The 22,986-nt window shown below is 70.9% G+C and carries 13 protein-coding genes; 10 read left to right on the forward strand and 3 right to left on the reverse strand.

Annotated features, from left to right (window positions below; genetic code table 11):
- Nucleotides 1–332 precede the first annotated feature (332 nt).
- The 3 genes from ACSC1Q_RS14550 (at nucleotide 333) to ACSC1Q_RS14560 (ending at nucleotide 5,138) form a co-directional block, all read left to right on the forward strand.
- Nucleotides 333–830 (forward strand): MarR family winged helix-turn-helix transcriptional regulator, encoded by a 498-nt coding sequence (locus tag ACSC1Q_RS14550; protein WP_436759226.1) that lies wholly within the window; start codon nucleotides 333–335, stop codon nucleotides 828–830.
- A complete protein-coding gene (locus ACSC1Q_RS14555) occupies nucleotides 790–3,684 on the forward strand; it encodes a PEP/pyruvate-binding domain-containing protein (protein ID WP_436759227.1) in 2,895 nt (964 codons plus the stop codon). The genes ACSC1Q_RS14550 and ACSC1Q_RS14555 overlap by 41 nt, the downstream gene beginning before the upstream one ends.
- A gap of 275 nt (nucleotides 3,685–3,959) precedes the next feature.
- Nucleotides 3,960–5,138 (forward strand): carbohydrate kinase family protein, encoded by a 1,179-nt coding sequence (locus tag ACSC1Q_RS14560; RefSeq protein ID WP_436759228.1) that lies wholly within the window; start codon nucleotides 3,960–3,962, stop codon nucleotides 5,136–5,138.
- 138 nt (nucleotides 5,139–5,276) lie between these two features.
- Here ACSC1Q_RS14560 and ACSC1Q_RS14565 read toward each other — a convergent pair whose 3' ends face one another.
- Entirely contained in the window at nucleotides 5,277–5,858 is a 582-nt protein-coding gene (locus tag ACSC1Q_RS14565) for a TetR/AcrR family transcriptional regulator (protein WP_436759229.1), read from the reverse strand.
- Nucleotides 5,859–5,913: 55 nt separating this feature from the next.
- On the opposite strand from ACSC1Q_RS14565, the gene ACSC1Q_RS14570 reads away from it, so the two are divergent.
- From ACSC1Q_RS14570 to ACSC1Q_RS14590, 5 genes are all read left to right on the forward strand, one after another.
- Nucleotides 5,914–7,056: an FAD-dependent monooxygenase gene (locus tag ACSC1Q_RS14570; RefSeq protein ID WP_436759230.1), complete on the forward strand. Its 1,143-nt coding sequence runs from the start codon at nucleotides 5,914–5,916 to the stop codon at nucleotides 7,054–7,056.
- A gap of 203 nt (nucleotides 7,057–7,259) precedes the next feature.
- Entirely contained in the window at nucleotides 7,260–9,686 is a 2,427-nt protein-coding gene (locus ACSC1Q_RS14575; RefSeq protein ID WP_436759231.1) for an alpha/beta hydrolase, read from the forward strand.
- Between the two features lie 600 nt (nucleotides 9,687–10,286).
- A complete protein-coding gene (locus tag ACSC1Q_RS14580; protein ID WP_436759232.1) occupies nucleotides 10,287–11,567 on the forward strand; it encodes an ROK family protein in 1,281 nt (426 codons plus the stop codon).
- Nucleotides 11,568–11,691: 124 nt separating this feature from the next.
- Nucleotides 11,692–17,490: a ThuA domain-containing protein gene (locus tag ACSC1Q_RS14585; protein WP_436759233.1), complete on the forward strand. Its 5,799-nt coding sequence runs from the start codon at nucleotides 11,692–11,694 to the stop codon at nucleotides 17,488–17,490.
- Nucleotides 17,491–17,809: 319 nt separating this feature from the next.
- A complete protein-coding gene (locus ACSC1Q_RS14590; protein ID WP_436759234.1) occupies nucleotides 17,810–18,412 on the forward strand; it encodes a hypothetical protein in 603 nt (200 codons plus the stop codon).
- A gap of 208 nt (nucleotides 18,413–18,620) precedes the next feature.
- Here the strand turns inward: ACSC1Q_RS14590 and ACSC1Q_RS14595 are convergent, their stop codons facing one another.
- On the reverse strand, nucleotides 18,621–19,073 hold the full coding sequence (locus ACSC1Q_RS14595) for an RICIN domain-containing protein (RefSeq protein ID WP_436759235.1): 453 nt from the start codon (nucleotides 19,071–19,073) through the stop codon (nucleotides 18,621–18,623).
- Between the two features lie 73 nt (nucleotides 19,074–19,146).
- On the opposite strand from ACSC1Q_RS14595, the gene ACSC1Q_RS14600 reads away from it, so the two are divergent.
- A complete protein-coding gene (locus ACSC1Q_RS14600; protein WP_436759236.1) occupies nucleotides 19,147–19,776 on the forward strand; it encodes a hypothetical protein in 630 nt (209 codons plus the stop codon).
- A gap of 490 nt (nucleotides 19,777–20,266) precedes the next feature.
- Nucleotides 20,267–21,961: a pectate lyase-like domain-containing protein gene (locus tag ACSC1Q_RS14605; protein ID WP_436759237.1), complete on the forward strand. Its 1,695-nt coding sequence runs from the start codon at nucleotides 20,267–20,269 to the stop codon at nucleotides 21,959–21,961.
- 193 nt (nucleotides 21,962–22,154) lie between these two features.
- On the opposite strand, the gene ACSC1Q_RS14610 is transcribed toward ACSC1Q_RS14605, so the two are convergent.
- Nucleotides 22,155–22,979 (reverse strand): AAC(3) family N-acetyltransferase, encoded by an 825-nt coding sequence (locus tag ACSC1Q_RS14610; RefSeq protein ID WP_436759238.1) that lies wholly within the window; start codon nucleotides 22,977–22,979, stop codon nucleotides 22,155–22,157.
- Nucleotides 22,980–22,986 lie beyond the last annotated feature (7 nt).

Below are 22,986 nucleotides of genomic sequence, written 5' to 3' on the forward strand. Positions count from 1 at the left end.
ACCCGACACCGACCCGGCACTGACACCGACCCGATCGGTCTTTCACGCTCGAACCCGGCCGGCTCCCCAGGGGGCCGGCCTCGTGCTGTACGGCCTTGTCCCCAGCCCCGTATTCAGCACCACGTCCCCGGCGCTGCGTCCACTTCCACATGCGCCGCCACATCCAGGCTGGACGGCGACCCACCGGGGACCGCGTGCCCTCCCGCGAACCCGGCACCTCGCGAGGCCCGACGGCCGCCCCGTGGGTTAATTTCATCACTTGTTGACTTCTTTCCCTCTCCGGCTTAACCTTGCGGCAGCGCATTAGTTGCAGTGATGCAAGGAGTTGTCCGATGAACCCCGTGGACGGCGCGGAGCGTGACCGGCTGGCCGACGACATCGGCGATTTCCGGCGGGCGCTCATCCCCGGTCTGCTGCTCCACCTGCTGAGCGGGTTCGAGGGCGACGAGCCCTCCATGATCCAGGTCGCCACGCTCTACACCATCGACGAACCGGTCGCCCCGACCCTCCGCGAGCTCGCCGGACGGATCAGCCGGTCCGTCTCGGCCACCAGCCGCCTGGTCGACCAGCTCGTACGGCGAGGGCTGGCCGACCGCCGGGAGGACACCGGCGACCGGCGGGTACGGCGGATCGCCCTCACCCCGGCCGGAACCGATTTCCTCCGCACGTTCGAGCGCGTCCGGGCCGACGCCCAGCTCGAAGTCATGGCCCATCTGACCGCCGAGGAACGCGAGCTCGTGACCCGGGCCATGACGCTTCTCGGCGAAGCCTCAAGGAGACGACGCACCCATGCCCAAGCCGCTCATCCCGCTCATCCTGAGATTCGGTGACATCGGGGCGGAGATGCTGCCCCTGGTCGGCGGCAAGGCCGCCAATCTCGGCGTGCTCACCACCGCCGGCTTCCCCGTTCCCCCCGGCCTGTGCGTCACCACCGAGGCCTACCGCAGGGTCGCCGAGCGGGCCGGGCTGGAGGGGGTGCTCGCGGCGCTCGCCACGACGGCCTCCGGGGACGTCCCCGCCCTGAACGCGCTCGCCGCGAAGGCCCGAGGGCTCGTGCTCACCGCGCCGGTCCCCGACGACATCGCGAGCGCCGTACGGGACAGCGCGGACGGTCCCGTCGCGGTCCGCTCCTCCGCTACCGCCGAGGACCTGCCGCACGCCAGCTTCGCCGGGCAGCAGGACACCCATCTCAACGTGATCGGCGCCGACGCCGTGCTGGACGCGGTCCGGCGGTGCTGGGCCTCGCTCTGGACCGACCGGGCCGTCGCCTACCGGGCCGCGAACGGCATCGGCCACGACACGGTGCGCCTGGCGGTGGTCGTCCAGGAGATGGTCCAGTCGGAGGTGGCCGGGGTGATGTTCACCGCGAACCCGGTCACCGGGCGGCGGCGCGAGGCGGTGATCGACGCCAGTCCCGGTCTCGGCGAGGCCGTGGTCTCCGGCGCGGTCAACCCCGACCACTTCGTGGTCGACACCGCCACCGGCCGGATCACCGAACGCCGCCTCGGCGACAAGCGGCTGGCCGTGCGGTCAATGGCGGGCGGCGGCGTCGAGCACGTCGAGGCGCCCGCGAGCCCCACGGCCTCCCCGGAGTCCGCAGGATCCGCAGAATCCACGGAGAGCGCCTGTGTCACCGACGCGCAGCTGGCGGCGCTGGCCGCGCTCGGCGACCGGGTCGAGCGGCACTACGGGGCACCCCAGGACACCGAGTGGGCGATCGACGCCGGAGGCGTCCTCTGGCTGACCCAGTCGCGTCCCATCACCACGCTCCACCCGATCCCCCACCACGCGGAGCCGTCCGCGAGTCCGTCGCCCGCGGCGGGCGGCACGGGCGCGGGAGAAACCGGCGCCCGGGGGTTCGAGCCCGACGGCACGCGGGTCTACTTCTGCTTCAGCCTGGCCCAGGGCCTCTACCGGCCGATCACCCCCATGGGCATGTCGGCCTTCAGGCTGCTGTCGTCGTCGGCGTTCGGGATTCTGGGGATCCCGGTGGCCGACCGGGTCGCCGGGGCTCCCGTCATCGCGGAGTCGGGCGGGCGGCTGTTCTTCGACGTCACCGGCCTCATGCGAGGCAGGGTGGGCCGGGTGGCCTTCCCGAGGGTGCTGGACGTGATGGAGGCCCGGTCGGCGAAGGTGCTGCGCGGCCTGCTCGACGATCCCCGGTTCAGCGTCACCCAGCCCTCGCTCCGCCCGCCCCTTCGCCGGGCGGTCAGGATCGCGTCCCGCTTCCGCGTCCCACGGCGTGCCGTACGGGCCCTGGTCAACCCCGCGTCGGCGCACCGGGACGTGGAGCTGCTGGACGCGCGCCTCCGGAGGGAGCTGGCCGCGCCCGGGGACGCCACCCCGGCCCAGCGCCTCGACCACGTCGAGCGGGTGCTGAGCCGTCAGATCTTCCCGCTGCTGCCGACCATCGCCCCGGCGGCGGCGGCCGGGTTCGTGATGCTCGGGCTGGCCGCCAAGGCGCTGGGTGACCGGGCCAGGCCCGGCGAGCTGCAGACGGTCCTGCGCGGGCTCCCCCACAACGTGACCACCGAGATGGACCTGGCGCTGTGGCGGCTGGCCACCCGCGTTCGCGAGGACAGCGAGTCGGCCTCCCTGCTGCTGGGCACCCCCGCCGCCGAGCTGGCCGAGCGCTTCCGCGCCGGGTCGCTCCCCGGCGTCGCGCAGCGGGGCCTGGCGGACTTCCTCTCCGTCTACGGCGTCAGGGCGGTCGCCGAGATCGACCTCGGGCTGCCGCGCTGGTCGGAGGACCCGACCCACATCATCGGTGTCCTCGCCAACTACCTGCGGCTGGAGGACCCGGCCCTGGCTCCCGACGCCCTGTTCGCCAAGGGCGCCGCCGAGGCCGTTCTCATGATCAAGACCTTGAGCGGGCGCGCCGGAGGTGTTCGCGGGCGGTTCGTCCGCTTCGCGCTCGGCAGGACCCGGGCGCTGGCGGGCCTGCGCGAGATGCCCAAGTACGCCATGGTGACCGCGCTGGCCGCGATGCGGGCCGAGCTGCTGGCCGTCGGCGCCGAGCTGGCGGCGCGCGGGCCGCTGTCCCGTGCCGACGACGTCTTCTTCCTGACCTTCCGCGAGGCCAGGGCGGCCCTCGCCGATCTCCCCGCCGGGGAGACCCCGGCTCCGGCCGCCCGGGAGACCTCGGATCCGGCCACGGCCGGTCACGTGCCCGGCACCGGACCGGATCTCGTCTCCGCACCGGCGCGGACCGTCACCTCACCGTCCGGCGGTGCCGCGCGACTCGCACCGGCGGAGATCGTGGCGCGGCGGCGCGAGGAGGCCGCCCGCGAGCTGCGCCGCAGGCACGTCCCTCGCGTCCTGCTGTCGGACGGCACCGAGCCGGAGGCCGTCTCCGTACGGGCGCCGGTGGACGGGGAACTGACCGGCACCCCGGCCTCGGCGGGCACCGTCACCGGGGTCGCCAGGGTGGTCCTCGACCCGGTCGGCGCCCACCTGGAGCCCGGGGAGATCCTGGTCTGTCCCTCCACCGACCCCGGCTGGACGCCGTTGTTCCTCACGGCGGGCGGCCTGGTGATGGAGATGGGCGGCGCCAACTCCCACGGCGCCGTGGTGGCCCGCGAGTACGGGATCCCGGCCGTGGTGGGGGTGAGCGGGGCGACCGAGCACATCGTCACCGGCCAGGAGATCACCGTCGACGGCGCCTCCGGCGTCGTCACCACCTGACCGGGCGCGCGGCTCATTCGTGGCCCGCTCGTGGTCCACATGGGCGAGACTGCTACCGGCGGTGTCGCCGGAACACCAGCCGCGCCGTCTCCAAGAAGCCGTCTCCAAGAAGCCGCCTCCACGAAGCCGTCTCCAGGAAGCCGTTCTCAAAAGGCCGCCCCCAGGAGGCCGACCTCGAAAAGCCGTACTCAAGAGGTCGTCTCCAGGAAGCCGCACCCGGGAAGCCGTCTTCAGGAAACGCCGTCGAGGAGACACCTCCCGGAAAGGCGGGGATCATGCCCTCCACCCAGGTCGCCGTACTCGGCGAGTGCGTCGCCGACGCCTTCGCCACAAGCGGCGCCTTCGCCACGAGCGGCGCTCTCACCAAGGACGGCGCCTCACCCCCGGACGGCTCCGCCACGGGTGCCCCCTTCTCGGGCGGCTCCGTCACGAACGACCCCGCCACGAACACCCTCGTCACGGACGGCTCCTCCGCGAACACCCTCCCCCCGGACGGCTCCCCCGCGGCCGGGTCCTCGACACCCGGCTCCACGACGCCCGGGTCCTCGACGCCCGGCTCCACCGCCGGTGACGCCCTCGCCCCGGGCGGCGCGCGGGACGAACTCGCCCTGCGCGTCCTGCCCGGCGGCGGTCCCGCGAACACCGCGGTGGCCCTGGCACGCCTCGGCACCGCCACCCGCTTCCTGGGACGCCTGTCGGGCGACTCCTTCGGCGCCCTGTTCCGCGCGCACCTCGGCGCCTCCGGGGTCGACCTGACCGGCTGCGTCGACGCCCCCGAGCCGAGCACCCTGGCGGTGGCGACCCTGGACGAGTCGGGGCGGGCCCGCTACTCCTTCCACGCCGACGGCGCCGCCGACTGGGCGTGGAGCGCGGCGGAGCTGACCGCCGAGCGGGTCGGTGACGTCTCCTGCCTGCACACCGGCTCGCTGGCCCTGGTCCGCGCGCCGGGCGCGGAGGTCGTCGAGGAGGCACTGGCGGCGGCCGCGACCCGCGCCACGATCTCGATCGACCCCAACGTGCGGGCCGTGCTCGTCGCCCCGGCCGTCTACCGGGAGCGGATGCCCCGGTGGTGCGCGCTCGCCGACATGATCAAGCTGAGCGACGACGACCTGGAGCACATCCACCCCGGCGAACCGGTCGAGCGGGTCTGCGACACCTGGCACGACGCGGGGGTGCGCCTGGTCGTGGTGACCCGCGGCCCGCTGGGGGCGCTCGTCTCCGTCGACGGCGAGCGCGCCACGGTCCCCACACCGCCCACGGAGGTCGTCGACACCGTCGGCGCCGGTGACTCCTTCACCGCCGGGCTCCTGCATCGGCTGCACGCCTCCGGCCTGCTCGGCGGGCGGCTCGACCGGCTCGACCTCGACCGGGCGGTGGACGCCGCGACCTTCGCCGCCCGGGTCGCCTCGCTCACCTGCTCGGTGGCCGGGGCCAACCCCCCGTGGGCGCGCTAACCGGCGGAACCCGCTCCGGCCACGTCCTCGACGATCTCCCGCCGGACCGCGAAGCCGTCCGCGCCTCCCGGCGGCCGGGCCGCGAGAGGTTACCGACCCGCCGACCGGCCGCGCGAGCACCTCGGCCGCGACCGTGCGCTAGTCGTCCGGTGTGGCCGAGCCGTACACCATGGTGTCGGCGATGGCCTCGACGACGGGCCGGGTGACACTGCCGGGAGGCGCGCTGACCAGGGCGAACAGGGCGCTGCCGTAGAGCGCGATGAGCGCGGGGACCTTCTCGCGCGCGATCCTCAGCCCCAGCTGGTCGTGATGCCCGGCGGTGAAACGCACCGCGACCTCCTGCAGCCCGGCCAGCGCCGCGGCCAGCGCCGGACGGCGCACCGCCTCCAGCTGTAGCTCGAAGATCGCGATATAGCGGTGGCGCAGCGTGGTCGCCGCCGTGAACAGCGACTCGGTCAGCATTTCCACCAGGTCGGCGCCGCTCGCGGGCTGGTGCCCGGCCGCCTGGTCCATGTCGGCCAGGTGGAGCTCGACCACCCGCTCGGCGGCGGCCACCAGCAGCGCCTCGCGGCTGCGGAAGTAGTTGGACGCCGTGCCGGTCGGCAGCCCCGCCTCCCTCTCCACCGCGCGATGGGTCACCCCGTGCACCCCCGAGGTCGCCAGCAGGTCGATGGCGGCGTCCGTCAGGACCTGGCGGCGGGCTGGGTTGGTGGGCGGCACCCGGCCATGCTACCAATAACCGTAGTAGTACGACCGTAGTGAATGGAGGGGCGCCATGCGCGTCGTCGTGGTCGGTGCGGGGCTGGGCGGGGTGACGGCGGCGGTGGGCCTGCACCGCCAGGGGCATCAGGTGACCCTCTACGAGCGGGGCGCCGAGCTCCGCGAGGCGGGCACCGGCGTGGTGATCATGCCCAACGGGCTCCGGGCTCTGGAGGAGCTCGGTTACGACATGAGAGGGCGGTCCATCCCCGCCCGCAACGCCGGGCTGCGCGACTGGCGCGGGAGGCCGCTGCTCATCACCGACGCCGTGCGCGCCCAGCGTGAGGTCGGGTCGATGATCGTGGCCGACCGGGCGGAGCTGCACCGCGTCCTGCGCGCCCCACTGCCCGCCGAGACGGTGAGGACCGCGACACCGGTGGAGCGACTGGAGCCCAGCATGGAAGGAGTAGCGGTGTTCAGCGGCGGTGAGCGCGTCGGCGAGGCGGACGCGGTGATCGTGGCGGACGGGATCGGCAGCAGGCTGCGCGGGCAGCTGTTCCCCGGTCACGGCGGGTCGCGCAGGATCGGCCGCATGGACCTGCGCGGCACCCTGCCCCGCCCCGCGGGGCTGGACGTGGAGGAGTTGCTGGCCGGCATCCTGATCGACCGGCGCACCGGGGCGATGTTCGGGCTGTTCCCCATCGGCACCGACAGGCTGTACTGGTTCACCGACTCCGTGCTGCCGGACCCCGTCCCGGGGCCCGCGGAGGCGCGCGAGCGGATGCTGGCGCTGATGGCCGACTGGCATCCGGCCGTCCCCTCGCTGCTGGCGGCCACCGCGGCCGGCGACGTCCACGTCGACCCGATCGCCTGCCTGGCCGAGCCGCTGCCGACGTTCGCGACCGGCAGGATCGCGCTGCTCGGCGACGCCGCGCACGCCATGACGCCCGACCTCGGGCAGGGCGCCAGCCAGGCCTTCGAGGACGCCGCCGCGTTCGCCCGCCACCTGTCGGGGGCCGGACCCGCCGAGGTGGCCGGGCGGCTGCTGCGCTACGACGCGCTCCGCCGCCCGCGCGCCAACCGGCTGATGCGGGCCGCGGAGCGGCAGTCACGGCTGACCTCGCGGACCGGGGCCGCCGCCTGGGCGCGTGACACCCTGCTGCGCGCGATCCCGGCCCGCCTGGCCACCCGTCAGCTCGCCGCCATCTGGCGCGCCTAGTCACGCCCGGCGCGGCTCGCGGGCGTCCGGCACGGACCTGGCGGGCGGTTTTCCAGCGGTCATCCCCGAATGTCATTTACAGACTTGCAAAAACCCCGTAACCCCCGCAAGCGATCATGCGCGATCTGATTTGGGTCGTACATGCAAAAACCCCACCAATGCGGACGTAAGCACCGCCTGGGGCATTGCTTGAAGGGAAAAACATGCGCTTGTACGCGCAGGTCAGGGCACGGGCGCTCGCCGGAACCACGGCCGCCGCACTCGTCTCCACGATGCTCCTCGCCGGACCCGCCCACGCCGACCCGCCCGTATCGGGAACCGGCGAAGACGGCACCTGGTCGATCGAGACCGCGGAGGGTGGCTACAAGATCACACTCCGGCTCGCCGAGCCGCTCCCGGTACGGGACGCCATACCGGAACTCGCCGTCGACGGCGCCTCACTCGGCCCCGCCGTGGAGTCGCCGGACGGCACGACCCTGACGATCACCACGTCCGACCCCAAGGCCGCCGCTCCGGCGTCCGTCGACGTGGCCTGGAACGGTGAGGTCCCCTCGGAGGCCGCCCCCACCGCGAGGGTCGCTCCCGAACCGGCGCCCTCCCGGCAGGGGAGGCCGAGCACTCCTCCCCTGCCGATCGACCCGGCGGCCCCCGGCCGCTACACCGTCGTCCACGACGAGTACGACCTCGGCGACACCGCCATCACCCTCGCGGGCCTCGGCGGCAGGCAGGCCGAGATCCGCGCGAAGGTGTACCTGCCGAAGGAGGCCACCGGCAGGCTTCCCCTGGTCGTCTTCCAGCACGGCCGCCACTCCGCGTGCTACAACCCCGTCACGCGCCAGACGTCGAACAGCACCTGGCCGTGCCCGGCCGGGCAGCAGCCGATCCTCAGCTTCACCGGGTACGACGGCCCGGCCGACGTGCTCGCCGGCCACGGGTACGCCGTCGTGTCGGTCAGCGCCAACGGCGTCAACGCCGCCGACAACCCGTTCAGCGAGGACCGGGGCGCCCTCGCGCGCGGCGAGGTCGTCATGCGCCACCTCGACCTGCTCGCCGACGCGACGAAGGGGGCGGGCGACGGCAAGCTCGTCGAGCTCTTCGAGGGCCGTCTCGACATGGACGACATCGGCCTGATGGGTCACTCGCGCGGAGGTGAGGGCGTCGTCAAGGCCGCGCTGCTCAACGCCGGGCGTCCCACGCCGTACGGGATCAGGGCGGTCCTCCCGCTCGCGCCCACCGACTTCGCCCGCGCGACCCTGCCCAACATCCCGATGTCCGTCTTCCTGCCGTACTGCGACGGCGACGTCTCCAACCAGCAGGGCCAGCACTTCTACGACGACTCCCTGTACGCCTTCGAGAAGGACGAGGCGTTCCGCTCCTCCCTCATGATCATGGGAACGAACCACAACTTCTTCAACACCGAGTGGACACCGGGCGTGGCCGTCGCGCCGGCGTCCGACGACTGGAGCAATCGGAACGACCCGGTCTGCGGCAGCACCGCCGCCCCCGGCCGGCTCACCCCGGCCGAGCAGTACGCGGTGGGCACGGCGTACATCGCCGGGTTCTTCCGGCTCGTCCAGGGCGGGGAGCAGGGGCTGCTCCCGCTGTTCGACGGCACCGGCGCCGTCCCGGCGTCGGCCGGGCGCGCGGTCGTCCACACGGTCGCGCAGGCCGAGGCCGACAAGCGCCTCGACGTGGCTCCCTTCACGTCGCCGTCGTCGCCCTTCACGGTCTCGGGGGCGGCGACCGGCGTGATCTGCGCCGGTATGCTGGACCGCTCGCCGCAGAGCGGCGTGCCCACCTGCGCCACCAGGCTGACCACGTCGCAGGCGCCGTCCTGGACGCCCGCGACGTACGCCGGGAACGTCACCGCCACGCCGGTCCTGCGGTTCGCCTGGACCGACACCACCGGCGAGGTGAGCGTCCCGCTGCCCGCGGGGTCGCGGAACGTCAACGGCCGCGACGCGCTGACCTTCCGCGCCGCCCTCGACGAGAACGCGACAGGCCCCACGACGGGGAACGTCGACCTCGCGGTCACCGTCGTCGACGGTCGCGGCACGACCGGCACCGTGCTGGTCTCCGGCGTGAGTGACGCCCTCACGCCGTTCCCCGGCACGGTCTCGCCGCTCCCCAAGACGTGGCTGCGGACGGTACGCGTCCCGACGTCGTCCTTCGACGGGGTCGATCTGCGTGACGTGCGGGAGGTCCGCCTCACCGGCGCGAGCCCGACCGGCGGCGTGTACCTGGGCGACCTCGCGTTCTCCGACGTCCGCGTGGGCAAGGCCGAACTGGACGAGCTGCCGCAGGTCTCGCTCCAGGAGCTCACCGTCCCCGAGGGTGACGGTCCCGGTGCCGCAACCATGACGCTGACGCTGTCGGGGCGGAGCAAGAAGCCGGTGACGGTCAACGTCCAGTCGATCGCCACCGGCACCGCACCGGTGATCACGGCGCTGGCCCAGCAGGTCGTCATCCCCGTCGGGGCGAGGTCGGCCACCTTCCAGGTACCCATCGCGGGCGACACCGCACCCGCGACGGCCGCGCAGTCGTACCAGGTGGTCGCGTCCGTGCCGACGAACGCGACGATCGGGAACGGCTTCACCCGCCTCATCGTCACCGACGACGAGGCTCTCTGACCTCCGACCGAACGGGCACGGACGCTAGAGCGGGAGCAGAAACAGGAAGCAGTGAGCAGTAAGCAGTAAGCAGGAACGGAAGTAGGAACGGGCACGGCTCACGAGCCGTGCCCGTTCCCGTGCGGCGATCCGGAGCGGGCCGGGCGAGCCGGTGGCACGGGCCGCGACGCAGCCGGCTTGCGGGCCGTGACGCGACCGACCCGCGAACCACGATTCCGTCGCGCCGGGGACCACGATGCGGTCGACCCGGGGACCACAACCCGGTCGACCCCGTGACCACGATGCGGTCGGTTTGAGGGCCACGATGCGGTCGGCCTGCGGGCCGCGATGCGGTCGAGCTGGGCCCACGATACGGCTGGCCTTAACCCCTCGCCCAGAGCCTCCACCCGGGACCGCCGGGAACGAGCGCGAGACCCCGACACCCTCCGGAAGCGGTGAACGGTGCAAATGTAACGGTCCAACTACCGAGCACCCAACCCGTCTACCTGCGCATATCCGAAGATGTCAACTCGTTACCTCGCAATAAGGTGCACACCGGACACGTGCGTGTTACAAACCTCATTAGTTAATTGCCGAGACAAACGAAAGGCGGTGCCTCGCGTGAACCAGGACCACAACCTCCCGTACGCGGCCGGTACCGCCCTGCCGACCAGCTCTCCCATGGTCCGTCAGACGAACCTCTCGCTGGTCCTGCGTCACCTGCGGGACAACGCGTGCCAGTCCCGGGCCGACATCGCGGAGGTGACCGGCCTGCACAGGGCCACGGTCTCCAACCTGGTGTCCCAGCTGGTCGACCGGCGGCTGGTCCAGGAGGTCGACACGGAGCACGTCGGCGCGATCGGCCGTCCCCGGCGGCCCCTCGCCCTGCACGGCGCGCACATCGGCGCGCTGGGTCTGGAGATCAACGTCGACCACATCTCGGTTCACGGGTCCGACCTCGGCGGCCGGGTCCTCGTGGAGCGCCGGGTCGGCTTCGACGCCATAGCCGGCGGGCCGGACCGCGCGCTGCGCGTGCTCGGCCGGACGGCGCTGGAGGCCGTCGAGGCGATGGAACGGGCCGAGGCGGTCCCGGCCGGTCTCGGGGTCGCGGTCCCCGGCCTGGTCGACGTGGCACGCGGCGTCGTCACGTTCGCCCCCAACCTGGGCTGGCGCGACCTGCCGCTGGCGGAACGGCTGTCGGCCTCACTCGGCCCGTGGAGCGTTCCAGTCGCGGTGGACAACGACGCGAACCTCGCGGCCGTGGCCGAGCACACCTCCGGCGTCGCCGCCGGCACCCCCCATCTCGTCTACCTGACCGGCGACGTCGGCGTGGGCGGCGGCATCTTCGTCGACGGCAAGCTGCTCCGCGGCGCGGACGGCTTCTCCGGCGAGGTCGGGCACCTGCCGGTCGACCCGGGCGGCGCCCGCTGCGGCTGCGGGCGGCACGGCTGCTGGGAGACCAAGGTGGGGCTGGCGGCGCTGGTACGGACGGCCATGCCCGACCGGGCGTACCAACCGGCCGAACCGTCGACGTCCGACCCCGAGGAGTACGCGACGGAGATCGCCCGAGGACTGGCCGCGGGCGACCACCGGATGATGGACGCGGTCGCGCGGGTGGGGCGGTGGCTCGGGCTCGGCGGCTCGATCCTCGCCAACCTGTTCAACCCGCGGGTGATCGTCGTCGGTGGTTACTTCGCCACGCTCGCCGAATGGCTGCTGCCGCACGCCCAGGCGGAGCTGGAACGGCTGGTCGTGGCCGGCTCCGCCAACCAGTGCCGGTTCGTCGCCTCCGACCTCGGCTTCGGCGCCGCCTCACGGGGCGCCGCGAGCATGGTGGTGAACCGGCTCATCGACCATCCGACCATGATCATGGATCCACCCCCCCGGCTGTCGGTCATCTGACGGCCCCCTAAGCCTGGAGGTAGCACCCTCCAGCCACTGCAATACCCAATTTCATGTCATAAGTGGCACCAGTGCGGCGGCGCGCGCTTTGCCTGACACCCCCCAGTCAGGGAAGGAATCACCCATGTCACCACGTTCTCGAACGTGGGCCAGGTTCTCCAAGATCCTGCCGAAAACCGAAAACCGTTTCCTACGCCGGACGGCGACGACGGTGGCGCTCGCCCTCGTCCTGCCCCTGGTACCCGTCTTCACACTCATGACGTCGCCGGCGAACGCATCCGCGTCCCTGACGTCGGCGAACGCCGCCGACCCCGCCTTCAAGGTGCTGGTCTTCTCCAAGACCAGCGGCTTCCGGCACGACTCGATCCCCGAGGGGATCGCCGCCGTCCAGAAGCTCGGCCTGGAGAACAACTTCGCGGTCGACACGACCGAGGACAGCGCGCAGTTCACCGACGCCAACCTGGCGCAGTACCAGGCCGTCATCTTCATGTCCACGACCGGTGACCCCGTCACCACGCCGGACCAGAAGGCCGCCTTCGAGCGCTACATCCAGAACGGCGGCGGCTTCGCGGGCATCCACGCGGCCTCCGACAGCGGCTACAACTGGGAGTGGTACGGCAAGCTCGTCGGCGCGTACTTCAAGTCGCACCCGGCGACCCAGCAGGCGAAGGTCGTCACCGAGGACCTCGCCCACCCGTCGACCTCGCACCTGCCCACCTCGTGGACCCGCGTCGACGAGTGGTACGACTTCCAGGCAAACCCGCGCACCAGCGTGCACGTGCTGCAGTCGATGGACCAGAAGTCCTACACCGGCTCCACGCAGGGCATCGACCACCCGATCTCCTGGTGTCAGGACTACGACGGCGGACGCTCCTGGTACACCGGCCTCGGCCACACCAAGGAGAGCTTCGCCGAGCCGAACTTCACCAAGATGCTCCTCGGCGGGATCAAGACCGCGGCGGGCGCCGAGAAGGCCGACTGCTCGGCCTCGCAGAGCGGCAGCTTCGACAAGGTCACCCTTGACGACAACACCGCCAACCCGATGATGACCGACATCGCCAAGGACGGCCGGGTCTTCTACATCGACCGCCTGGGCGACGTCAAGATCATCAAGACCACGGGCTCCACCGTGACGGCCGGCCACCTGAACGTGTTCACCGCCAACGAGAGCGGCCTGCTCGGCCTGGCGCTGGACCCGGACTTCGACACCAACAAGTGGCTGTACCTCTACTACTCGCCGACGGGACAGAACGTCGACCGGCTGAGCCGGTTCACGGTCAACGGCGACGCGCTCGACTTCTCCAGCGAGAAGGTCGTCCTCGACGTGCCGGTGCAGCGGGCCGAGTGCTGCCACCACGGTGGCGGCATGCTCATGGACCACAAGACCGGCGACCTGTGGCTGGGCACCGGCGACAACACCAACCCGTTCGCCTCGGACGGCTACACGCCGACTGACGAGCAGGCGGGCCGGTCCTCGTGGGACGCGCAGCGCACCTCGGGCAACACCAACGACCTGAGCGGCAAGCTGCTGCGCATCACCCCGCAGGACGACGGTACCTACACCGTGCCGGCCGGGAACCTGTTCCCCGCGGGCACGGACAAGACCAAGCCCGAGATCTACGGCATGGGCTTCCGCAACCCGTTCCGCATCGGCCTGGACCCGAAGACCGGTCACGTCATGGTGGCCGACTACGGACCCGACGCCGGTGCCGCGAGCGCCACCCGCGGTCCCCGGGGCACCGTCGAGTGGAACCTGGTCAGCAAGCCGGGCAACTACGGCTGGCCGTTCTGCGTGGGCGACAACACCCCGTACATCGACTACAACTTCGCCACCAAGGCGTCGGGCGCGGCCTACAACTGCGCCGCGCCGGTGAACGACTCGCCCAACAACACCGGCCTGACCAACCTGCCCCCGATGATCCCGGCGGCGATCCCCTACACCGGCGCCACCAACCCGAACTCCTTCCCGGAGCTCAACGGCGGCGCGCCGATGGCGGGCCCGGTCTACCGCTACGACGCCGACCTTGAGTCGCCCGTCAAGTGGCCGGCCTACTGGGACGGCAAGGCGATCTTCGGTGAGTGGAACACGAACAAGATGTTCTCGTTCCAGCTCAACGAGGCCGGCGACACCCAGATCAAGATCAACCAGATCCTGAGCTCCCTGAGCTTCAAGCGCCCCATGGACATCAAGTTCGGTCCCGACGGCGCGCTGTACCTGATCGAGTGGGGCTCCGGCTTCGGCGGCGACAACGCCGACTCCGGCATCTACCGCATCGAGTACGCCAAGGGCACCCGCCCGCCGGTCGCCCGCATCACCGCGGACAAGACCGACGGCCCGGCCCCGCTGACCGTGCAGTTCTCCAGCCAGGGATCGAGCGACCCGGACGGCAAGCCGATCACCTACGCGTGGGACTTCGACGGCGACGGCACCACCGACTCGACCGCCGCCAACCCCTCGCACACCTACACCGAGGCCGGGCAGTACAGCGCGGTCCTGACCGTCAGCAACGCCGACGGCCTCAGCGGCACGGCGAACCTGCCGATCACGGCGGGCAACACCCGTCCGGTGGTCACCTTCGAACTGCCGCCGAACGGCGCGTTCTTCGAGTTCGGCGACCAGGTGAACTACAAGATCGCCGTCACCGACGCCGAGGACGGCACGGTCGACTGTGACGACGTCAAGATCCAGGCGTACCTGGGCCACGACAGCCACGGTCACCCGCTCGACCAGCACGAGGGCTGTGAGGGCACGATCCAGACGCTGTCCGACAGCGGCCACGGCATCGACGACAACCTGTTCTACATCCTTGAGGCCACCTACGCCGACAAGGGCGGCTCGGGTGGCGGCCAGTCGCTGACCGGGCGGGCCGAGGTCATCCTCCAGCCCAAGCGCAAGCAGGCCGAGCACTTCTCCTCGACCGGCCGGGTCGCGGGCGGCGTCGGCACCGACGCCCCCGGCGTCCAGACCGAGACGGGCGCCGACCCCCAGGGCGGCGCCCAGAACATCGGCTTCACCAACGACGGCGACTACTGGGCCTACACCCCGATCAACCTGGGCGGCATCTCCCAGGTCCGGTTCCGGGTCTCCTCGGGCGGCGCCGGCGGCACCGTGCAGATCAAGGCGGGCAACGCCGACACCGGCACCCTGGTGGGCTCGGTCGACATCACGCCGACCGGCGGCTGGCAGACGTACAAGGACGTCACGGTCGACCTGACGAACGTCCCGGCGACGACCGGCCCGCTCTTCTTCATCGTGCGCAAGCCGGCGAGCGCGGCCAACGACGCCTACCTGCTCAACTTCAACTGGGTCGACTTCATCGGCCAGGGCGCCACCGACAACCAGCGCCCGACGGTGACCGCGTCGGCGACCCCGACCACGGGCATCGCCCCGCTGAAGGTCGACTTCACCTCGACCGCCACCGACCCCGACAACAACACCCCGCTCACGTACAAGTGGAACTTCGGCGTGAACGGCTCGCCGGAGCCGGCCACCGCCAACGCGAGCCACACCTACACCGCCCCCGGCACGTACACCGCCAAGGTGACCGTGACCGACGCCAAGGGCGCCTCGACGAGCAAGACCATCTCCATCAAGGTGGACCCGCCGAGCACCGCGTGCCTGACCGGTCGTTCCGACGACTTCCTGGGCACCTCGCTCGACCGGGACCGCTGGACGGTCGTCCGTGAGGACCAGAACCTCAAGGTCGAGGACGGCAAGCTCGTCCTGCCGACGTCGCTCACCGAGATCTACGGCTCCGGCCCCGGCAACACGACCAACCTCGTGCTCCAGCCGACGCCGCAGGGGGCCTGGACGGCCACCACCAAGGTCACGCTGAACGCCCGCGACATGTACCAGCAGGCTGGTCTGATCGTGTACGGCGACGACAACAACTACGCCAAGATGGTGCTCCAGGCTCGGGGGACCAACGACCACGCCGCCCGCATCTTCCAGTTCATCCGGGAGGAGAACGGCACGCCCAACGAGGTGTCGCAGAGCAACACGGCCAACCTCGGGGACGCGTACCCCGACACGGTGTACGTGCGGTTCATGAGCGACGGCACCAACCTCACCGCCCACTACTCGGCGGACGGGACCACCTTCACGGCGATGCCGCAGACCAAGGCGCTCGCCGGGATCAGCAACCCGAGGGTCGGCATGTTCGCCCTCGCGAGCACGGGCAACCGCCCGGTCGTGGACGCGTCCTTCGACTGGTTCCACATCACCCCCGACGACACGGCCGGCAACCCCGAGCCGAGCGACGAGTTCAACGGTTCGTCCATCGACACCTGCCGCTGGAACGCGATCGTCCGTGGTGACAGCTCGGCCGCCCGGGTCACCGGCGGCAACCTGGAGATCGACACCCAGACGGGCGACATCTTCGGTACCGGCAACACCGCTCCGAAGAACTTCATCCTGCAGACGGCGCCGAGCGGCGACTGGACGATAGAGACGAAGGTCGACGGGTCGGCGCTGAACGAGCAGTACCAGCAGGGCGGCCTGATCGTCTACACCGGCGACGACGACTACGTGAAGCTCGACTACGTCGTCGACAACACCGCGGGTTCCGCGGTGTCGCGGCGGATCGAGCTGCGCAGCGAGGTCGCCGGAGTCGTCCAGGAGCCGCAGCCGCAGATCGGCTCGCTCACCCAGGGCGTCTGGCACCTCCGCCTGAAGAAGGAGGGGACCGGCTTCAAGGGTTCCTACTCCGCCGACGGCACCGCGTGGACCGAGTTCGCGCAGGCGGTGACCAACACCGCCGTCGGTAGCGGCAAGATCGGTGTGTACACCATCGGCACCGCCCAGCAGGCGTCCAAGACGGTCAAGTTCGACTACTTCCGCGTCAACGGCGGCGGCGGCGGTACGGACGACTCGACCGCTCCGACGACGACGGCCACCCCCGACCCGGCCCAGCCGGCGAACGGATGGTTCAACAGCCTGATCCTGGTCACGCTGGCCGGCGCCGACGAGGCGCAGGGCAGCGGCGTCGACAAGACCGAGTTCCAGCTCGACAACGGTGCCTGGACCACGTACCTGGAGCCGGTGGTCATCACCGGTGACGGGAACCACACCCTGGCGTACCGTTCCGTCGACAAGGCGGGCAACGTCGAGGCGACCAAGACGCTCGCCGTCAAGGTCGACGCGACCGCGCCCACCACGACCGCGGACTTCCTCCCGGTCGGTCAGGGCACGGTTCCGGTGACCCTCGCCGCGGCGGACGCGACGTCCGGCGTGGAGAAGATCGAGTACGCCCTCGACAGCGGCGACTGGACTCCCTACACCACGACGGTCAACGTCACCGGTGCGGGCGACCACGAGCTGCGCTACCGCGCCACCGACAAGGCCGGCAACGTCGAGGAGACCAAGGCCGCGACCATCAAGATCGAGGACGGCGGCACCGCGCCCACCATCCTCATCTCCGGTGTCGCGGACGGTACCGAGTACGGTGACAGCCAGGACCTCACCATCGCCTGGGAGGTCGCCGGGACCGGCGTCAAGACCGTGACCGGCAAGCTGGACGGCCGGCCGTTCACGTCCGGGACCGTCCAGCAGCTCCACAAGCTGGCCCTGGGCGAGCACACGCTCACCGTCACCGTCGAGACCGAGTCCGGCGGCACGTCCGAGCAGACGATCACCTTCAAGACGGTCACCTCGACCGACGACATCTCCGCCCTGATCGAGCGTTTCGAGGCGGCCGGGCAGCTGACGGCCACCGGTGCCGCGAAGCTCCAGGACAAGATCTCCAAGGTCATGGTGTCCGAGGACAAGGAGCGCGAGCGCGACAAGAAGAAGATCGTCAAGAAGCTTGAGCGCTTCATCGAAGCGGTCAACGACCCGAAGATCGTCTCCAACGCGACGGCGAAGGCCACGTTCCTGCGTGACGCCAACGCCCTGATCGTCGCGAACGGCGGCACGCCCGTGTAAGCAGGGCCACCGCCCCGACCAGGGGCGTGACCTCTGGTCGGGGCCGTGACCAGGAGGTGCCGGGCTCCTTCCCTGAGCCCGGCACCCCCGATGGATCTCGTGGCCGGGGTGCCCCACGACGCGGGGCACCCCGTCTCACGCTCCGGCGTCGGCGGGCCCGGCGAACACCCGCCGGACCCGCCGACGCCAGACCCGTCGCCGACCTCATCACCGAACCCGTCGCGACCTCATCACCGAACCTGTCACTGAATCCGTCGCCGAACCCGTCGTTGAACCTGTCGCCGACCCCGTTGTTGAACCCGGAAGGAAGTCACGACCCGTGAACCCCGTGAACAAGGCCCCGAGATACGCCGCGGCCGTCCTGCTGGCCGGGCTCGGGCTGCTGCTCGGCGCCCCGGCCGCCTCCGCCGCGCCCGCCACCATCACCGCCACCATCACCGCCACCACCACCGCCGCGCCCGGCTCGCCCATCGCCCTGGAGGTCGCCGGAGACGGCGCCCGCAACGTCAACGTGCTCTTCACCTGGAAGAAGGACGGCCGCCCGGTCACCGACATCGTCGCGGCGACCCTGCTCGCGAAGGCGGCCGACGGCCGTACCTTCGGCCCGATCCCGCTGAAGTCGGCGCCCGAGGGCCAGAACCTCTACAACGCGGCCGAGCCGCTCCCCGCGGGCGAGTGGAAGGTCACCGTGACCGCCACCAAGCCCGCCGAGGCCCGCAGCAAGTCGACGACCGTGAAGGCCCAGGACATCAAGCTCCCCGCCGCGACCGCACCCGCGTCCACCACGGCACTGGCCGAACGCGCCGCCCAGGAGAGCTCGTCCGACGACCTCCCCCTCCAGATCGGCATCATCGCCGCCGCAGCGCTGGCCGCCGTCGGCGTCATGGTCGTCCTCGTACGCCGCCGGAACGTCTCCGGCTGACCCCGGGCCGGAGGACCACCCCCGGCCCCGGGGGCCCGAAAGATCGACCTGGGACCGCCCGGGAAAGGCCGATACCGGCCAGAGGCGGGGATGCCGACCGCACCCGGCTGCCCTGAGGGGCTCTGCCGAGCGGGACCGGCGTGATGGGCGCGGCGGTACGGATGGCGGCCACGCCCGTAGGACGCTCAGCGATCGGTGCGGCCCGGCCTCACAGATCCCTGGTGTGCCACCTCTGGGCACCCTCGTTGATGTCACAGGGATTCGCGATGACGTCCGTACCGTTTTTCGTGGCATCGCCTTCGAGCTCCATGCAAAGTCCCCGATCGTTTGGGGCACCCGCGCTTCTCTTGTTCTGCCAGACGTTGTACCAGCCCCCGTTCGGACGGGTGTCGTTGTCGGCGTAGAGGTTCCCCCATTTCGTCCAGTCGTCGCCGCGGGCATCGAGTTCGAGTCGTGCGCCGACCGCGTACCACTGACTGACGCCGATGCACCACCCCGGCTTCATCGCGCTTTCGAACTCCCAGTAGCCGTGCCCACCGGGACTGCCGGCCTCGTTGAGTGAGGCGGGACATCGTGTTCCAGCCCGTTCCACCCGGCACTCGGAAACGTCGGCCGACTCGGTCGCGGGCAGCGGCGACGACCGCCTGTCCCCGGGTGGCACCGGCCATCGGATATCCATCGACGATGGGCGGAATCTCGCTTGCCGGGATTCGGGGGGCAGGAGACACTGCGGCATGCCTCCCCGCGAGCAGGACGATGAGCTCGACCAAGCCGTCGACGAGCTGAGTGTCCGCGTCTACACGGCGTTGCGTGACGGTGGTCTCGACGCCAAGCCCCTCGTCGAGCTGGCCCGCCTGACGGAGGAGCGGGACGTGCCCCCTCCCGTCACGCGGGCACTCCTCGAACGCCCCGCCGCCGAGTTGACGGCCGCCGACCTGGCCCGGCTGGGCGAGGCCCTTCTCGACGGGATCGGCTTCGGGCCGACCTTCGCCCTGGAACCGGGCCTGCTGGTGCCGCTGGAGGAGGCGCTGGAGGTCGTGGAGCGTGACCTCCGCGCCGCGGGGATCACCGGGACGCTTCGGATGATCGCCTCCGACCGGGACAGCATGGGCATGGCGCGGGTGGAGTTCCGGGGCATCTGCCATGGCAACGGCCTCTGGCCCGGAGGAGACCTCCGAGACGTGGCCGACGCCACCCAGGACGTGGTCGTGGAGGCGACGTGGAAGATGTGGCCCCCCTGTCCCGTACACGACCGGGGCCTGCTCGCCGAGCGGGAGAACAAGATAGCCGTGTGGCGCTGCACTAGCCGCGGAACACACACCGTCGCACCGGTGGGCGAACTGCCGCCCGGACACCGTCAGTAGTCCGCAACTCCACGAAACCCGGCGTGGCCCAATCCCGCTGGACATCGGTCAGCGGCGTTCAGCCGCTTCTCGTTTGCCATGACGATCCACAGGACCCGCCCGGCCGACACGGTTCGTGTACTTGTGCTTCGACCAGTTCACGCGATAGAAACATGTCAATTCCTTTAACGCTTGATACAAGTCTTGCACCTTCTTCGAGAGAGCGCTCTCACGGTCCGGCGGTGCCAGCCGCCCGTCGAAGGATCTCACCCCCCGAACAACCACTGCGCACGCAGCGGAAAGGACGAACCGTATGACGACGAAACCTCCCGGCCACGGGAGTGTGACGACGCGACGCCCCCGCCGTCGGCAGATCGGCCGGGCGTTGGCGTTCGGTCTCGTACTCGCGACCGCCGTCATGACGGCCGGCGGAACACCCGCCACCGCCGCATCGCCGACGACCCTTGACGCGCCTGATCTCGGGCCGAACGTCACCGTCTTCGATCCGAGCATGCCCGTCAGCTCGATCCAGGCGACCCTCGACGCGAAACACGCCGCTCAGGTCGACAACGAGATGGGCACCACGCGCCACGCGTACCTCTTCAAGCCCGGCACGTACGGCACCGCGGAGCAGCCGCTCCAGATCAAGGTCGGCTACTACACCGAGATCTCCGGCCTGGGCGCCTCGCCCACCGACGTCGTCATCAACGGCAAGGTCGAGGTCTACAACCGCTGCCTGGAGGGCGGCGGGACCGGCAACTGCCTCGCGCTCGTCAACTTCTGGCGCACCCTGTCCAACCTGTCGATCAACATCAACGCGGCCGGCCAGGACGGCTGCCGGGGGTCGGCGAACTTCTGGGCCGTCTCCCAGGCGGTGTCCCTGCGCCGCCTCAACATCAACAGCGGCACCCTGTCGCTCATGGACTACTGCACCGCCGGCCCGCAGTACGCCAGCGGCGGCTTCATCGCCGACTCCAAGCTGCCGTCCGTCACGAACGGATCGCAGCAGCAGTGGCTGACCCGCAACAGCGAGGTCGCCGGTTGGTCGAACGCCGTGTGGAACCAGGTCTTCTCGGGCACCGTCGGCGCCCCGGACGACGCGGCGTTCCCGAACCCGCCGTACACCACCCTCGACACCACTCCCGTCAGCCGTGAGAAGCCCTACCTGTTCGTCGACGAGCAGGGCAACTACAACGTCCGCGTGCCCGCCGTCCAGAAGAACTCACGCGGCATCACGTGGGCCAACGGCCTGACCCCGGGCCAGACGCTGCCGATCAGCGACTTCTTCATCGCGAGGCCGTCGGATTCGGTGAAGACCATCAACAACGCGCTCAAGAGCGGCAAGCACCTGCTGCTCACGCCCGGCGTCTACGACGTCGAGAAGAGCATCGACATCGAGCGCCCGAACACGGTCGTCCTCGGCATCGGGCACGCCACGCTGACCGCCGTCAACGCCTCGACCCCGATCGAGGTCGACTCCGTCCCCGGCGTGATCGTCGCAGGCGTGACCGTCGACGCGGGTCTCAAGAAGTCGCAGGTCCTGCTGAAGGTCGGCAAGAAGGACAAGAGGAGCCACAGCACGGCGGACAACCCGATCACCCTGTCCGACGTGTACTTCCGCGTCGGCGGACCCCACGTCGGCAGGACCAACACCGCGCTGGAGGTCAACAGCGACCACGTGCTCATCGACCACACCTGGGTGTGGCGCGCCGACCACGGCGTCGAGGGCTTCACCGACACCCAGCGGTGGAACACCAACGACGGCCGCAACGGCGTCATCATCAACGGCGACCACGTGACCGCGACCGGCCTGTTCGTCGAGCACTTCCAGCGGCACAACACCATTTGGAACGGCGAGGACGGCACGACGATCCTCTACCAGAACGAGCTGCCGTACGACCCGCCGACCCAGGCCGACTGGATGGACGGCGACGTCGAGGGCTACGCCGGCTACAAGGTGGGCAGGAGCGTGAAGAGGCACCTCCTCTACGGCGGCGGTGTCTACGTCTTCAACCAGAACAACCCGCAGATCCACACCGAGAACGGCTTCGAGGTCCCGCGGACCCCGGGCGTCAAGCTGCACCACATCATGACCGTCAACCTCAGTGCCGGAATCATCGACCACGTCGTCAACGGCGTGGGCGAGGCGGCCGACATGACGAAGGTCGGCGCGCCGGTGTACATCACGGATTACCCGGCCCCGTAGGGCCAGCCCGCCCCGGTGGGCCGGAATCTCCGGACCCGGCCCACCGGGGACTTCACGGGCAACTTGTCGCACGGCGGGACTCGGGCCAACCGCAGGCTCCCGCCTCGATACCCACGGGCCGAGTACGGCCACCGCTCCTCCCGCGGCCGCTTCTTCCGGGGACCTGCGCCCGCACCCGCTGAGCTCGGGCGTGTCAGGGGGACTCCGGGCCTCCCGCGATCGCGTCACGGCAGAGCACGCACCCGGTGTCGGGACAGCGGGTGATGTCCTGGTCGGCGGCGATGGCGGCCGTCGCGGCGGCGAGGACCCGCTGGGCCGAGTAGGCGCGCCAGCGCGAGGCCTCCACGGTGGCGATCCGGGCGAAAGGGCTGAGGGCCGGTTCCAGCCGAGGGAACCCCTCGGAGCAGGAGCCGACCTCCACCATGCGGATCTCACCTTCCTCGTCACGCGCCCATCTGCGGAACAGGCGACGGCCTGACCGCTGTTCGGCCAGGTGCAGTGCCGTCATGCGGTTGAGGCCCACGCCGACGAGCAGGATCGCGCCGTCGCGATCGGCCAGCTCGCGGACGGGACCGTACACGTCGACCGGACTTTGGGCATCCATCAGCCCGGTCGCCTGCGGGCCGACGGCGGCGAAGGAGTTGAGCGGGTGCCTGCCGCGTACGGCGCCGACGCGCCCGATGAGCACCGCGGGCAGCGCGCCCAGATGAGGGTTGATCAGACCGCAGTCCACGCTGTAGGCGGGTCCCTCCGGGAGCGCGCTCCCGGAGGGCGGGGCGGTGTAGTCGAGGCCGTTGCGCGCCGGCCGCATGGTGGCAGGCGCGGCCAGGCCGAACTGGGGCTCGGTGAAGGCGGGCACCATCACGGTGCATCCTCGCTCCAGCAGCGCGTCCAGCAGGGTGTCGGCGCCGCCTTCGAGGGTCGTCCCGAAGGACCGCAGCGAGGTGTGCAGCATGACCGGGCGACCCGACAGGCGCAGGTTGTCGATGGTGGTGCCGAGGTGTTCGGTGAGGATCATGTGGACC

This window comes from Streptosporangium heterodermiicola (genome assembly GCF_051390675.1).
GTDB lineage: Bacteria > Actinomycetota > Actinomycetes > Streptosporangiales > Streptosporangiaceae > Streptosporangium.

Coding starts and splice junctions, on each gene's coding strand:
- ACSC1Q_RS14600 (WP_436759236.1), top strand. CDS start 19,147: ATGCCTCCCCGCGAGCAGGACGATGAGCTCGACCAAGCCGTCGACGAG.
- ACSC1Q_RS14560 (WP_436759228.1), top strand. CDS start 3,960: ATGCCCTCCACCCAGGTCGCCGTACTCGGCGAGTGCGTCGCCGACGCC.
- ACSC1Q_RS14555 (WP_436759227.1), top strand. CDS start 790: ATGCCCAAGCCGCTCATCCCGCTCATCCTGAGATTCGGTGACATCGGG.
- ACSC1Q_RS14610 (WP_436759238.1), bottom strand. CDS start 22,979: ATGATCCTCACCGAACACCTCGGCACCACCATCGACAACCTGCGCCTG.
- ACSC1Q_RS14570 (WP_436759230.1), top strand. CDS start 5,914: ATGCGCGTCGTCGTGGTCGGTGCGGGGCTGGGCGGGGTGACGGCGGCG.
- ACSC1Q_RS14550 (WP_436759226.1), top strand. CDS start 333: ATGAACCCCGTGGACGGCGCGGAGCGTGACCGGCTGGCCGACGACATC.
- ACSC1Q_RS14575 (WP_436759231.1), top strand. CDS start 7,260: ATGCGCTTGTACGCGCAGGTCAGGGCACGGGCGCTCGCCGGAACCACG.
- ACSC1Q_RS14585 (WP_436759233.1), top strand. CDS start 11,692: ATGTCACCACGTTCTCGAACGTGGGCCAGGTTCTCCAAGATCCTGCCG.
- ACSC1Q_RS14605 (WP_436759237.1), top strand. CDS start 20,267: ATGCCCGTCAGCTCGATCCAGGCGACCCTCGACGCGAAACACGCCGCT.